At 64.6% G+C, this 13,398-nt stretch carries 12 protein-coding genes; 5 read left to right on the top strand and 7 right to left on the bottom strand.

Annotated features, from left to right (window positions below; genetic code table 11):
- The first annotated feature begins 26 nt into the window (after positions 1 to 26).
- The 3 genes from HU230_RS30645 (at position 27) to HU230_RS30655 (ending at position 4,003) form a co-directional block, all read left to right on the top strand.
- Positions 27 to 1,157: an FAD-dependent monooxygenase gene (locus tag HU230_RS30645; RefSeq protein WP_176528616.1), complete on the top strand. Its 1,131-nt coding sequence runs from the start codon at positions 27 to 29 to the stop codon at positions 1,155 to 1,157.
- Complete coding sequence (locus HU230_RS30650; protein ID WP_176528615.1) at positions 1,154 to 2,764, top strand: benzoate-CoA ligase family protein; 1,611 nt, start codon at positions 1,154 to 1,156, stop codon at positions 2,762 to 2,764. The genes HU230_RS30645 and HU230_RS30650 overlap by 4 nt, the downstream gene beginning before the upstream one ends.
- Before the next feature lie 210 nt (positions 2,765 to 2,974).
- The gene (locus HU230_RS30655; RefSeq protein WP_176528479.1) at positions 2,975 to 4,003 is read left to right on the top strand and encodes an IS110 family RNA-guided transposase; all 1,029 of its coding nucleotides are present in this window, start codon (positions 2,975 to 2,977) and stop codon (positions 4,001 to 4,003) included.
- 325 nt (positions 4,004 to 4,328) lie between these two features.
- On the opposite strand, the gene HU230_RS30660 is transcribed toward HU230_RS30655, so the two are convergent.
- From HU230_RS30660 to maiA, 3 genes are read right to left on the bottom strand one after another with little or no spacing between them, the layout of a single operon-like run.
- Entirely contained in the window at positions 4,329 to 5,522 is a 1,194-nt protein-coding gene (locus HU230_RS30660; RefSeq protein ID WP_176528614.1) for a 3-hydroxybenzoate 6-monooxygenase, read from the bottom strand.
- A complete protein-coding gene (locus HU230_RS30665; RefSeq protein WP_176528613.1) occupies positions 5,522 to 6,034 on the bottom strand; it encodes a MarR family winged helix-turn-helix transcriptional regulator in 513 nt (170 codons plus the stop codon). The genes HU230_RS30660 and HU230_RS30665 overlap by 1 nt, the downstream gene beginning before the upstream one ends.
- Entirely contained in the window at positions 6,024 to 6,656 is a 633-nt protein-coding gene (gene maiA, locus HU230_RS30670; RefSeq protein WP_176528612.1) for a maleylacetoacetate isomerase, read from the bottom strand. The genes HU230_RS30665 and maiA overlap by 11 nt, the downstream gene beginning before the upstream one ends.
- 206 nt (positions 6,657 to 6,862) lie before the next feature.
- On the opposite strand from maiA, the gene gtdA reads away from it, so the two are divergent.
- The gene (gene gtdA / locus HU230_RS30675) at positions 6,863 to 7,903 is read left to right on the top strand and encodes a gentisate 1,2-dioxygenase (protein WP_176528611.1); all 1,041 of its coding nucleotides are present in this window, start codon (positions 6,863 to 6,865) and stop codon (positions 7,901 to 7,903) included.
- 183 nt (positions 7,904 to 8,086) lie between these two features.
- On the opposite strand, the gene HU230_RS30680 is transcribed toward gtdA, so the two are convergent.
- The 4 genes from HU230_RS30680 to HU230_RS30695 all read right to left on the bottom strand — a co-directional run bounded on the left by HU230_RS30680 (position 8,087) and on the right by HU230_RS30695 (position 12,321).
- A complete protein-coding gene (locus HU230_RS30680; protein ID WP_176528610.1) occupies positions 8,087 to 8,914 on the bottom strand; it encodes an ABC transporter permease in 828 nt (275 codons plus the stop codon).
- The gene (locus HU230_RS30685) at positions 8,907 to 9,680 is read right to left on the bottom strand and encodes an ABC transporter ATP-binding protein (protein ID WP_176528609.1); all 774 of its coding nucleotides are present in this window, start codon (positions 9,678 to 9,680) and stop codon (positions 8,907 to 8,909) included. The genes HU230_RS30680 and HU230_RS30685 overlap by 8 nt, the downstream gene beginning before the upstream one ends.
- A gap of 158 nt (positions 9,681 to 9,838) precedes the next feature.
- A complete protein-coding gene (locus HU230_RS30690) occupies positions 9,839 to 10,843 on the bottom strand; it encodes an ABC transporter substrate-binding protein (RefSeq protein WP_176528608.1) in 1,005 nt (334 codons plus the stop codon).
- A 116-nt stretch (positions 10,844 to 10,959) separates the two neighbouring features.
- A complete protein-coding gene (locus HU230_RS30695; RefSeq protein WP_176528607.1) occupies positions 10,960 to 12,321 on the bottom strand; it encodes an FAD-dependent oxidoreductase in 1,362 nt (453 codons plus the stop codon).
- A 118-nt stretch (positions 12,322 to 12,439) separates the two neighbouring features.
- Between HU230_RS30695 and HU230_RS30700 the strand changes: the two genes are divergently transcribed.
- The gene (locus tag HU230_RS30700; RefSeq protein ID WP_176528606.1) at positions 12,440 to 13,324 is read left to right on the top strand and encodes a LysR family transcriptional regulator; all 885 of its coding nucleotides are present in this window, start codon (positions 12,440 to 12,442) and stop codon (positions 13,322 to 13,324) included.
- Positions 13,325 to 13,398 lie beyond the last annotated feature (74 nt).

Here is a 13,398-nt window from a genome sequence, read left to right on the forward strand (position 1 = left end):
TACACTGTCAATCTGGGAGGCAGACGTTGCGGATCGCCGTGATCGGCGGAGGGCCCGGCGGGCTCTATTTCGCCTATCTCTGGAAGAAGCGTCATCCTGACGCCGAGATCGATCTGTTCGAGCAGAACGCCGCCGGCGCCACCTGGGGCTTCGGCGTGGTGTTCTCCGAGCAGGCGCTGGAGTTCCTGCGCGCCGACGACCCGGAGACGGTCGACGCCATCACCCCGAAGATGGAGAGCTGGAAGAACATCACCCTCAATCTGCGCGGCGAGAGCGTCGAGATCGACGGCGTCGGGTTCTCCTCGATCGGGCGGCTGGCGCTGCTGACGATCCTGCAAGAGCGCGTGCGCAGCACTGGCGTCACGCCGCGCTTCGACACCGTTGTGCAATCGATCGACCAGCTCAGGGGTTACGACCTGATCGTCGCCGCCGACGGGTTGAACTCGATGGTCCGCCGCGATTTTGAGGCCGCGTTCGGCGCGTCGGTCTCGCATTCGACCAACAAATTCGCCTGGTACGGCACCACCAAGACCTTCGCGACACTGTCGCAGACCTTCGTGGCGACCGAGCGCGGCAACTTCAACGCCCATCACTATCGCTATGCAAAGGACATGAGCACCTTCCTGGTCGAGTGCGACGCGGCGACCTGGGCGGCCTATGGCTTTGCCGACAAGACGATCGAGGAATCGCAGGCGATCTGCGAACAGGTGTTCGCCGCGACCTTGGACGGTCACAAGCTGATCTCGAACAAATCGGTGTGGCGCAATTTCCCATGGATCTGGAACGAGCGCTGGTCGCACGGCAACATGGTGCTGATCGGTGACGCGCTGCATTCCGCGCATTTCTCGATCGGCTCGGGCACCCGGCTCGCGATCGAGGATGCGATCGCGCTGACCAAGGCGCTGGAGACCGAAAGCCGCATCGCCGCTGCGCTTGCCCGCTACGAGGCCGAGCGCAAGCCGATCGTGAAGAAGCTCGTCACTGCGGCGCGGACCAGCGCCGACTGGTACGAGCATTTCCCCGCGCATATGAAGCGCGACCTGATGGATTTCGCCTACAGCTACATCACCCGCTCCGGCCGGATCGACGATGCGCGGTTGCGCGCGATGTCGCCGGCCTTCATGGCCCGTTTTGAGGCCGCAAAGGGACGCTCATGACTGGGATCGCCGACCTGGTTCCGCAGGACAATCCCGGTGCACGCGAGATCGGCTTCACGATCCCCGAACGCTACAATGCGAGCCGCATCCTGTTCGACAATCTCGGCAACGGCAACGCCGAACGCCTGGCGCTGACTGGTCCCGCCGGCACGAGGACCTATCGCGAGCTGTGCACTGACGCAGCGCGCTGGGGCCACGCATTTCAATCGCTCGGGCTGCAACGCGGCGACCGCGTGCTGCTGTTCCTCGACGACACGCCGGCCTATCCGGCGGCCTTCTTCGGCGCGGTGCGCGCCGGTTTCGTGCCGCTGCTCATCAACACGCTGACGACGCCGGAGCTGCTGCAATTCTATCTGTCCGACGCCGGCGCGCAGGTCGCCGTCACCGATGCGGAGTTCTGTTCGCGCTTCAACGCCGAGGCCTGCAAGGACACGCCGCTGCGCACGTTGATCGTGGTCAATGGCGCCGCCGGCGATCATGCGGTTGCCGAGGCGCGCAACGCCGGCGAATGGCTGCAAGAATTTCCAGGCGAGTTCGACGAGGCCGACACCCACCGCAACGAGATGGCGTTCTGGATGTATTCCTCGGGCTCGACCGGCCGCCCCAAGGGCATCGTGCATCTGCAGCACGACATGGCCTATAGCGAGCGCGCGTTTGCCCGCAATGTGCTGAAGCTCGAGCCCGGCGACATCTGCTTCTCGGTGCCGAAGATCTTCTTCGCCTACGGTTTCGGCAATTCGATCACGTTTCCCTTTTCGGTCGGCGCCGCGACGCTGCTGCTGCCGGGCCAGCCGAAACCGGCCGCGATCTTCGCGGCCATCGCGCAGTACCGGCCGACCGTGTTCTTCGGCCTGCCGACGCTCTACATTACCCTGACCAAGGCCGAAGGCGCGGACGCTGCCGATTTCTCCTCGCTGCGGATGGCAGTCTCGGCCGCCGAGGTGCTGTCGGCCGATGTGTTCAACGGCTGGAAGCAGCTTACCGGGCTCGAGATCATCGAAGGGCTTGGCTCGACCGAGGTGCTGCACGTCTATCTCAGCAACCGCACCGAGCAGAAGAAGCTCGGCGCCGCGGGCCTGCGCGTGCCGGGCTACGAGATCATGCTGCGCGACAGCGACGGCCGCGAGGTCGGCGACAATGAGGAAGGCATCCTGTGGGTGCGCGGCGATTCCGCGACCCCGCTGTACTGGAACCGGCCGGACAAGACCGCCGAGACCGTGCGCGAGGACGGCTGGATCTACACCGGCGACCGCTTCATGCGCGACAGCGACGGCTTTCACTTCTTCCGCGGCCGCGCCGACGATCTGATCAAGATCTCCGGCCAGTGGGTCTATCCGCTGGAGGTCGAGCTGTGCCTTGCCGATCACCCTGACGTCCGCGAATGCGCCGTCTACGGCGCCGAATTGCCTGATCGACGCATGACGCTGCGCGCCGTGGTGGTGATGAACAAGGCCGGCTTCGACACCAATGAGGCGACGCGACGGCTGCAGGACTACGTCAAGGCAAAGCTGTTGCCGTACAAATATCCGCGCGAGGTAAAATTCATCGACGAGCTGCCGAAGACCGGCACCGGCAAGATTGATCGCCAGGCGGTGATGCGGATGTGAGACGCGTGCCCTGGCGCGACGCTGTCACCACACATTCGCTGTCGTCCCGGCGAAAGCCGGGACCCATAACCACAAATGCCTATTGTTGCACTGAGCTGTGGCCCCAGGTTTTAACCTCATAAACAGTGGTGGTTGATGGTGTGGACGGCCCCCTACGGCATCAGTGTGCCAGAATGAGGTTGTTGTAAATCTCAGACAAGGAGACCGTCCGTGAGAGAGATTATCCGTATTGGGATGGATACGTCGAAGCATATTTTTGTGCTGCATGGAGTTGACGCGGCGGAACAGCCGGTGTTGCGCAAGAAGCTGTCGCGCAAGCAGGTGCTTGAGTTTTTTGCCAAGCTTCCGCCGACCGTGATCGGGATGGAGGCCTGCGGGGCGGCTCATTACTGGGGGCGCGAGCTTGGCAAGCTTGGCCATGAGGTGAAGCTGATAGCGCCGCAGTTGGTGAAGCCTTATGTGCTGCGGAACAAGAACGACGGGCGAGATGCGGATGGGGTGTGCGAAGCGATGGGCCGACCGCGGATGCGGTTTGTGCCGGTGAAGAGCGCCGAACAGCAGGCCGCGCTGATGCTTGCAGGTGTCCGCGATGGGCTGATCGGCCGCCGTACCCAGCTCAGCAATGCGATCCGCGGCTACGCGGCGGAGTTTGGCCTGATCGCGCCGAAGGGGTTGGACAAGATCGAGCCGCTGTTGGCCCGGATCACGCAGGACGAGAGCGTTCCCGCTATGGCGCGCGAGCTGTTCGCCATGCAGGGCCGTGACTATGCGCAGTTGCAGGGTGAGCTGAAGGCGGTCGAGGCCAGGCTGCTGGCCTGGCACCAGGCCAACGCCACAAGCCGTCGTCTGGCCCAGATCCCCTCGGTCGGTCCGATCATCGCGACCTCGCTTGTGATGAAGACGCCGGACCCGCACGCCTTCCGCTCCGGCCGCTTGTTCGCGGCCTGGCTCGGCCTGACGCCCAAGGACCATTCCACCGCCGGCAAAACCAGGCTCGGCAAGATCACCCGCGCTGGCGACGAGACCCTGCGTCGCCTGCTCGTGGCCGGGGCGACCGCGGTGATCCGGCAGGCAAGGCTCGGGCGCGGCCACCCCTCGCGCTGGCTCGTGGCGTTGCTCAGGCGCAAGCCGCCGAAGCTTGCGGCCGTGGCGCTCGCCAACAAGGTGGCCCGCATCGCCTGGAAGCTGATGGCGACCGGCGAGAGCTATGATGCCGCACGCATGAACGCTGTCACCTAACAGGTCGGCCGGCCGGACGTAGCGCTCGCCGGACGAACCGGAGCTGCAAGAGCAGATGGAATGATCGATCGATCCAGAACGCGAGACAAGCCGCGGGACCCATTGGCCTTCACAAGGTCGCCAGGTTGTTTGGCACTCGCGTCGCGGAAACCATCTTGGCCCAGCGATCAACACGATCGCATCAAACAGGCCGGACATATGGATGACAGCGATCCGACCAATCCCAGAAAGCTCTTGTGCCACGGGGGCCGTCCACATATGGGTCCCGGATCGCGCTTCGCTTGTCCGGGACGACGACAGAGGATGCGGCCGCCACCCATCTTCCCTAACTGCCGGCAGCGCCCAGCCCCGTCCCGCCATACAGCCACGCGATATCGTCGCACCACTCGGCTTGCGACTTCGCGCTCATGATCGCGTTGCGGATGCGGGCGTGGTCGCCGGCGGGATGGTAGACGTGCTCGCCGATCGCACGTGACATCAATTGCACGCGCGCCGTGCGCGGGAAGCGTTGCGCGCGGTAGGCGTCGAGCGCTGCCGGCTGATCATCATGACTGGCCAGCATGTGCGACAGGCACACCGCGTCCTCCATCGCCTGGCAGGCGCCCTGCGCGAAATATTGCAGCATCGGATGCGCGGCGTCGCCAAGCAGCACCACACGGCCGTCGATCCAGCGTTCGGTGGGATCGCGATCGCACAGCACCCAGAGCTTCCAGTTGGTGCCATGGCGGATGATGGTCTGCGCCCGCTCATGGACGTGGGTAAAGCCCCTCATCACCTCCTCTTCGGAGACCGGCTTGCCCGCGACCGGCTCCGGCGCATCGTTGTGATAGGTGACGACGAGGTTGAACACCTTCCAGCCCGAGAGCGGATAATGCACGATGTGGCATTTCGGGCCGGCCCACAACGTGGCCGCGTTCCAGCGCAGATCCTCCGGCATCTGCTCGGTCGGGATCACGGAGCGATAGGTAGTGTGGCCGGAGACGCGCGGAGGGCCATCCGCCGTCACCTGCTTGCGGATGTTGGACCACAACCCGTCGGCGCCGATCAGCAAGCGTCCGGTGATGCGCTCGCCACTGGCGAGCTTTGCGGTCACCGACGAACCGTCCTGCTCGTAACCTATCACCTCGCTGGACACGCGCAGTTCGATCAGCTCATGGTTATGGCACGCGCGCAGGAACACACCATGCAGATCACCGCGATGCACGACGGCATAGGGATTGCCGAACCGCGTGCGGAAGGCGTCGCCGAGATCGATATGGGTAATCTCATCGGCGGTCAGCGCATCCATCAGCCGGAGCTGGTCGATATAGACCGCCATGTTGCGCGCGGCTTCGCCGACGCCGAGATAGTCGAAGGCGTGGAACGCGTTCGGCCCAAGCTGGATGCCGGCGCCGATCTCGCCGAGCGCGGCGGCCTTCTCCAAGAGGATCGAGCGGATGCCCTTCTGCGCGAGGCCGAGCGCCACGGCGAGGCCGCCGATGCCGCCGCCCGCGATCAGGACAGGTCTCGTCTCAGCCATCAGCCCGACCTCCCCAGATGTTCGAGCGCATCCTCGGCGCGCAGCGGCACGCGCGACGCCTCGTTGTTGAGGTCGACAAGTTGGGTCAAGAGCGAGAGAAGCGTCTTGCGATCGGCCGGCTTCAGCGGCTGCAGCATCCGCGCCTGTGCCTTGTCGACCGAGGGCATGATGTCGTTGAGCACGGAAGCGCCGGCCTTGGTGAGGTAGAGCAGCTTGACGCGCTTGTCCTCCGGCGCCGGCTTGCGCACGACGTATTCCTTGGCTTGCAAGCGCTCGATCACATTGCCGAGCGTCGAGCGGTCGAACGCGATCACCGCCGAGAGCCGGGTGGCGTCGATGCCGGGGTGGGTCGAGATCGTGACCAGCGCGGCGTATTGCACCGGCGTCAGGTCGAACGCCTTGCATTCCTCGATGAACAACGCGACCGCAATCTGCTGCATGCGCCGGAACAGGTAGCCGGGCGCGGTGTAGACCGCGTCCATGGTGACGGGTCTTGGCTTGCTATTCGGCATCGGGCTGCTTGTCCGGGGCGGCATCGGCGAACGCCTTGATTTGTTTTGCGGCCGCTTCGGCCTTGAGCAGGCGCGGATAGGCCGACACGTCGACGCCGAAGCGCCGCGCATTGGCGAGCTGCGGCACCAGGCAGAGATCGGCGAGCGTCGGCTGGTCGCCAAAGCAGAACGGCCCAGCCTCCTCAGCGATCAGGGTCTCGCAGGCCGACAGGCCTTCGCGATTGGCCCAGGCCGCCCACTCCGTCACCTGCTCCTCGGGCAGGCCGAGCTGGCGCAGCCGCGCCAGCACCTTCAGATTCTGTACCGGGTGGGTGTCGCAGGCGATCGCCTGCGCGAACGCGCGCACCTTGGCGCGCCGCAGCGGGTCTTTCGGCAGCAGCGGCGGATTGGGATTGGTCTCGTCGAGCCACTCGATGATCGCGAGCGACTGGGTGAGGATCGCGCCGGCATCGCTCTCCAGGGTCGGCACCAGCCCCTGCGGATTGATCGCGAGATAGGCCGGCGCGCATTGCTCGCCCTTGCGCAAATGATGCGGCAGATGCTCTGAAGTCAGCCCTTTCAGATTAAGGGCGATCCGGACCCGGTAGGACGCGCTGCTCCGGAAATAGCCATGCAGCTTCATCGGAACCTCCCTTACATTTCCTCATTGGCTAGAGCTTTTCCGTTCCGATGGAATCGGAACGGAGCTCTAGATTCAAGTTTTAACGCGTTTTCTTCACGCGAACCGGTATCCACTTCGCTCGAAAACGCTCCGGCTTCATTGACGCTAGCCATATTGTAAGTATACTGTCAATCAATTGAACCGACAAGAATGATGGGAGGCTTGCCATGGAAGCCGTGCAGAAGACCCCCGAGCGCGAGGCGTTCTACAAGAAGATCGACGGCCAAAACCTCTCGGCGCTCTGGAACGTGATGAACGATCTGATCACGCCGGAGCCAAGGAGCGCCTGCCGTCCGCATCTGTGGAAGTTCGACCAGATCCGCGATTACATGAACGAGGCCGGCAGGCTGATCACGGCCAAGGAAGCCGAGCGCCGCGTGCTGGTGCTGGAAAATCCGGGGCTGCGCGGCCAGTCCAAGATCACGACCTCGCTGTTCGCCGGCGTGCAGATGGTGGTGCCGGGCGACATCGCCCCCGCGCATCGTCACGCCCAGTCCGCGCTGCGCTTCGTGCTCGAGGGCAAGGGCGCCTTCACTGCCGTTGACGGCGAACGCACCGCGATGTCGCCGGGCGACTTCGTCATCACGCCGTCGATGACCTGGCACGACCATTCCAACGAAACCAGTGAGCCGATGTTCTGGCTCGACGGGCTCGACATCCCGATGGTGCAGTTCTTCGACTGTTCGTTCGCCGAGGGCGCCAAGGAGGATCAGCAGTCGATCTCCAAGCCGGCCGGCGCCAGCTTCGCGCGCTACGGTCACAACCTGCTGCCGATCGACCAGAAGCGGACTTCGAAGACCTCGCCGATCTTCAATTACCCCTATGAATACACCCGCGAGGCGCTGGAGAAGGCCAGGGTCGGCGACGAATGGGACGCCTGCCACGGCCTGAAGCTGAAATTCTCCAACCCCGAGACCGGCGATTTTGCGATGCCGACCATCGGCACCTTCATCCAGCTGCTGCCGAAGGGCTTTAAGACCGCGCGCTATCGGTCGACCGATGCCACCGTGTTCGCCGCGATCGAGGGCAAGGGCCGCACCCGGGTCGGCGACCAGACTTTCGAGTGGGGACCGCGCGATCTGTTCGTGGTGCCGAGCTGGCATTGGGTCACCCATGAGGCCGATACCGACTCCGTGCTGTTCTCGTTCTCCGACCGCCCGGTGCAGCAGAAGCTCGACCTGTTCCGCGAGGACAGGGGTAACGCGTAAGAGGCGCAGCAAAGTGTAATGCTGTCGTCCCGGGCAAGCGAAGCGCGACCCGGGACCCATAACCACAGGGTTTTGTTGTTCGAGGTGCTGGAGCCACAGCCTTTTCTAATAACGACATCCTGTGGTTATGGGTCCCTGCTTTTCGCAGGGACGACATTGAGTTTGTGGTGAACAGCGCGGCCTTCACCGCCAGTGCAGCAGCCGCGTCTCCAGCAGATTGATCAGCTTCCCGACCGCAAGCCCGAACAGCGACAGGATCACGACGCCGGCGAGCAGCTGATCGGTCTGCATCAGGTTGCCGGCCTGCAGCACGAAGGCGCCGATGCCGTATTGCGCGCCGATCATCTCGGCGCTGACGACGAGCAAGAGCGCGACCGACGCGGTGATGCGAAAGCCGGCGAGGATCGAGGGCAGCGCGCCCGGCCAGATCACGCGGCGCACGATGGCGTGGAACGGCACGTTGAAGCTCTGCGCCATCCGGATCAGATTGCGCGGCACCGCATCGACGCCGCTATAGACCGAGATCGCGGTCGAGAAGAACACCCCGAGCGCAATGGTGGCGATCTTCGGCTCCTCGCCGATCCCGAGCCACAGGATAAGCAGCGGCAGCAGCGCGATCTTCGGAATCGGGAACAGCGCCGAGATGAAGGTGATGCCGACGCCACGCGCCATGGTCGACAGCCCGATCGCGAAGCCGACAATGACGCCCGCTGCCGTGCCGATGATCCAGCCGGTGCCGATCCGCATGATCGACCACGAGAGGTGCTGCCACAGCGCCCCCGACACCGCGAGCTTATAGATCGCAACCGCGATCGCCGACGGCGCCGGCAGGAACAGCGGATTGACCAACCCTGCACTGCCGGCAAGCTGCCAGACCGCGATGACGAGCGCGAGTGCGATCCAGCCGGCATGACGGCTGCCGCCAGAAGTAAAGCCGGCGCCGCGAAACGCGACCGGCCGCGTCGCTTCCGCCGATTGGTCCTTCGTCTCTTGCGGGGATCGGTCAAGCATGCTGGACCTCGCGCTCGGCATCGATCGCTTCTTTCCGGATCAGCGACCACAATTCGCCCTGCAAGGCGGCCAACCGCGCGCGGGCATCCGCCGCGCCGCGCTCGGCGCGCGTCATCGGGATGGTCACGATCTCCCTGATGCGGCCAGGGCGGCGCGACAGCACCACGACGCGGTCGGCGAGACGCACCGCTTCCTCGAGATTATGCGTGACATAGACCGCGCCCATCGCGCCGTCGGCGAGCAGGCCGACGAAATCCTCCATCAGGAGCTCGCGGGTCTGCGAATCCAGCGCCGACAGCGGCTCGTCCATCAACAATATGGCTGGGCGAACCGCCAGCGCACGCGCGATACCGACGCGCTGGCGCATGCCGCCGGACAGCTGCTTCGGATAGGCAGCGCGAAAGTCCAGGAGTCCGGTACGGCGCAGCGCGTCGTCGATCACAGCGCGGCGCTCGCCGGCGCTCAAGGCCGCGTGCAGCAGCGGAAACGCGACGTTCTCTTCGACCGTATTCCACGGCAGCAAAGCAAAATCCTGGAACACGAAAGTCAACGGATTGAGGCTGCCGGCCGGCGGCGCACCGCGTAACTCGGCGGCGCCCGCCGCGGGCCGCAGCAGGCCGCCGAGGATCGACAGCAGCGTGCTCTTGCCGCAGCCGGACGGCCCGACGATCGCGACGATCTCGCCGGCGCGAACCGTGAAGGAGACATCGTCGAGCACGTCGAGTGCACCGAAGCGATGGCTGATATGGTCGGCGATCAGGTCCATCTAGCGGCTCACTATCTGATCCGTCACCCTGAGGAGCCGCGCAGCGGCGTCTCGAAGGGTCGACGGCCCGGATGTATCTCGGCCGTCCATCCTTCGAGGCTCGCTCCGCTCGCACCTCAGGATGACGGGGAGAGAGTTGTGATCGATGTCATCCACCATCAATCCGCCTTCACGTAATCCTTGGCGATGATCGTGCCGGCGTCGACACCCTTGTCCACAAAACCCTGCCCTTGCAGCCATTTGATCTGGTTGTCGACGTTCTTCACGTCGAGTTTGCCGTCGGGATCGACATAGGCGCAGTTGCCCACCACCTGCTCGACCGGAAGATTGGTGTATTTGGCGATGATCTCGAGCAGCGGTTTTGTTTTCTCGTTGATCGGCGCCACGCCATCCTTGATCGCGGTCAGGATCACGTCGTGGTATTCGTGGTCCGCCCGGGTGAGCGCGGTGAGCAGCCTGGTCACCAGTTGTGGATTGGTCAGCGTCTTCGGCGAGGCGAAGATGGCCCCTAACTGCCACGGCGTCTCGTCGCCGACCCAGCCGAGGAATTTCGCGCCGCCCGAATCCATCAACGACCGCGCGGTCGAGACCGGCAACAGCGCCGCGTCGACGGTTTCGCCCTTCAGCGCCGCGGCCGCATTCGACAGCGATTGCAGCGGCACGATCTTCACGTCGGACAGCTTGAAGCCGTATTTGTCGGCGAGCAGGCCGAGCGAATAGTGGAAGCTGGAGCCGACCTGGGTCACCGCGACGCGCTTGCCGGCGAGATCCTTCGGGGTCTTGAGGCCCGCGGCATAGGCATTGTTGCTGGCGAAATAGCCGATCAGCGGATAGCCGGCCTTCTCGCGGCTCATGCCGCCGATCACCTTCAGCGTGCCTTTGCCGGCGAGATTGTAGAGCCCGGCGGTGAAGGCGGTGATACCGAAATCGACATCGCCCGACGTGGTCGCGACCGCGATCGGCTGCGCCGCGTCAAAGAACTTCAGCTCGACATCGAGCCCGGCGTCGTGGAAATAGCCCTTGTCCTGCGCGATGAACACCGGCGCAGAGGACGACAGGCGCAACACACCGACCTTCGCCTTCAGGAGATCATCGGCCCGCGCGATGCCGCTCGCGGCCCAGACCAGCAGACCCGCGAGTGCGAGCCGCGCCCAACCCTTCATTGAACGTCCTCCGCCGACAGCCCTTTCCGTTCCGATCAAATCGGAACGGGGCTCCAGATTCCTGTCTTGACGCATCTTCTTCACGCGAACCGGTATCCACTTCGCTTGAAAACGCACTAGATTCCTTCGGGCACGGCCTGATCGCGACCGATGAACGCGCCCTGCTTGCCGAGCTGTTGTTGCAACTTTTCGACGGAAATGTCGCGCGGAATCGTATTGCCCGACAGCGCGAGTGCCGCCGCGGTTCCCGCCGCCTCGCCCATCACAAAACAGGCACCGGAGACGCGCGCCGCCGATTGCCCCTCATGGGTCATCGAGGCGCAGCGGCCGGCGACCAGGAGATTGTCGACGCCGTCAGGCACCAGCATGCGATACGGCAACTCGTTGTAGCCGCGGCTTTCCGGGATCGGCGGAAACTCGAAGATCACGTCGCCCGGCACGTGGGATTCCTTCGGCCAGCCGTTGACGCCGATCGAGTCCTCGAACGAGGCGCAGCCCAGCACGTCCTCGCCGGACAGCATGTAGCCGCCGATCACGCGGCGCGTCTCGCGGATGCCGAGCTGCGGCGGCAGATCGACGATGTAGGAATTCTCGAAGCCGGGCACCGTACGCAGGAAGGCAAAGGCCTCGACCGCCTGACGGCGGCCCTCGATCTCACCGCGCGTCATGTCATCGGGATCGATGCCGGAGATGGCGCCGCCATCGCTTCGCGTCACCTGGGTGAAATTCACCCGCCATTCGATCTGCGATTTCTGCGGCCGCACGATCGCGGACTTGCGCGGGAATTTATGCGTGGCGGCGGCCTCGGCCTGCGCCATCAACGCCGGGATCGTCCGCCACGCATCGCCCGCTTTCGCCGGATCGATACCGTTGAGGCGGAACATCATCGAGGGGTAGAGCATGCCGCCCTTGTTGTCGCCGACCTCATAGGGCGCGCCCGCCCACACCGCGAGGTCGCCGTCCCCGGAGCAGTCGATGAAGATGCCGGCCCGCACGGCCTGCCGGCCGGCCTTGGTTTCCACCATCAGCGCGCGGATGTGCGCGCCATCCATCACGACGCCGGCACCGAGCGCGTGGAACAGGATATCGACCTTGTGATGCGCCAGCAGATCGTCCGCCGCGATTTTGTAGGCCGCGGTGTCATAGGCCTGCGCAAGGATTTTGCCGAGGATCAGATGCGGCGCGTTCAATCCGCCGAGCCGGTCGATCCGCGCCAGCAGGTCGGAGGCGATGCCCTGCACCACCCGGTGCATCTCGCCGAAGATGTTGGCGTGCAGCCCGCAGAAATTGGTCACGCCGGCCGCGGTGCCCATGCCGCCGAGAAAGCCGTAGCGCTCGATCAGCAGGGTCCGCCGCCCGGCGCGCGCCGCGCCGACGGCTGCCGCGATGCCGGCCGGACCGCCGCCAAGCACCACCACGTCATATTCGCCATAGACCGGGACCTGCCGCGCAGGCTCTTCGATCGTGCTCGCTCGCATCATTTCCGCCCTGAACAAAGTTGATTGGGCCAACTATGAATTGATGCGGATTGCAGTACAATCCACCAAATTATGTAATCAGCTTTCGCGAATCGAGAAAGGCTCTTGGGAAGAGCAGATGGACACGCTGGTCAACCTCGAAGCCTTCCTCGCCACCGCCGACGCCGGCGGCTTCTCCGCCGCGGCGCGCAAGCTCAACGTCGCGACGTCAGTCGTCGCCAAGCGCGTCACCCAGCTCGAGGAGCGGATCGGCACCGCGCTGTTCCACCGCTCGACCCGCCAATTGCGGCTGACCGAGGCCGGGCAGCAATATGTGCATCGCGCCCGCGGCGTGGTTGCCGATGTCGGCGATCTCCTGTCGCGGATGGGCGAGAAGCAGCGCGACCTCACCGATCATCTGCGCGTGAAGGCGCCGACCTCGCTGACGGTGGCGCGGCTCGCCGATGCCTTCACGGTCTTCCAAAAACAGAACCCGAGCGTGAAGCTCGAGATCGTGATGATCGACCGCCCGGTCGATCCGGTGACCGAAGGTTTTGACATCGCGATCGGCGCCTTCCCGCATTCCTTCGGCGGCGTCGTCGACGAGCCGCTGTGCCGGCTGCCGCGGCTGTTGTGCGCCTCATCAGCGTATTTGAAGAAGCACGGCACGCCGAAACATCCCCGCGATCTGGTCGATCACCGCTGCCTCAGTTTCCTGCCGACCGGACCGGAATGGCCGTTCGAGGGACCCCGCGGCCGCATCAATGTCCAGGTGCGCCCGATCCTCTCGTCGAACGAGGGCCGCGTGCTGACGCAAAGCGCGATCGCAGGCAATGGCATCGCGCTGCTCTCGCATTATCTGGTCGCGGACGCGCTGCGCGACGGCGCGTTGCAGCCGATCCTCGCCGAGTTTCCGATCCCGGAACTGTGGGTGAAGGCCGCCGTTCCGGAACGCCGCATCAATGCCGCCGCGGTGCAGGCGCTGCTGAAGACATTGAAGAAGTCGCTGGCGCAATCGCTTTGACATGGCGGCAGTCTTGCCCCCTGCATGCTGACTTGAAATAAGGACGGATAAGGATCGCCCGCTTTGAAACTCCT

The sequence above is a fragment of the Bradyrhizobium quebecense genome (genome assembly GCF_013373795.3).
GTDB lineage: Bacteria > Pseudomonadota > Alphaproteobacteria > Rhizobiales > Xanthobacteraceae > Bradyrhizobium > Bradyrhizobium quebecense.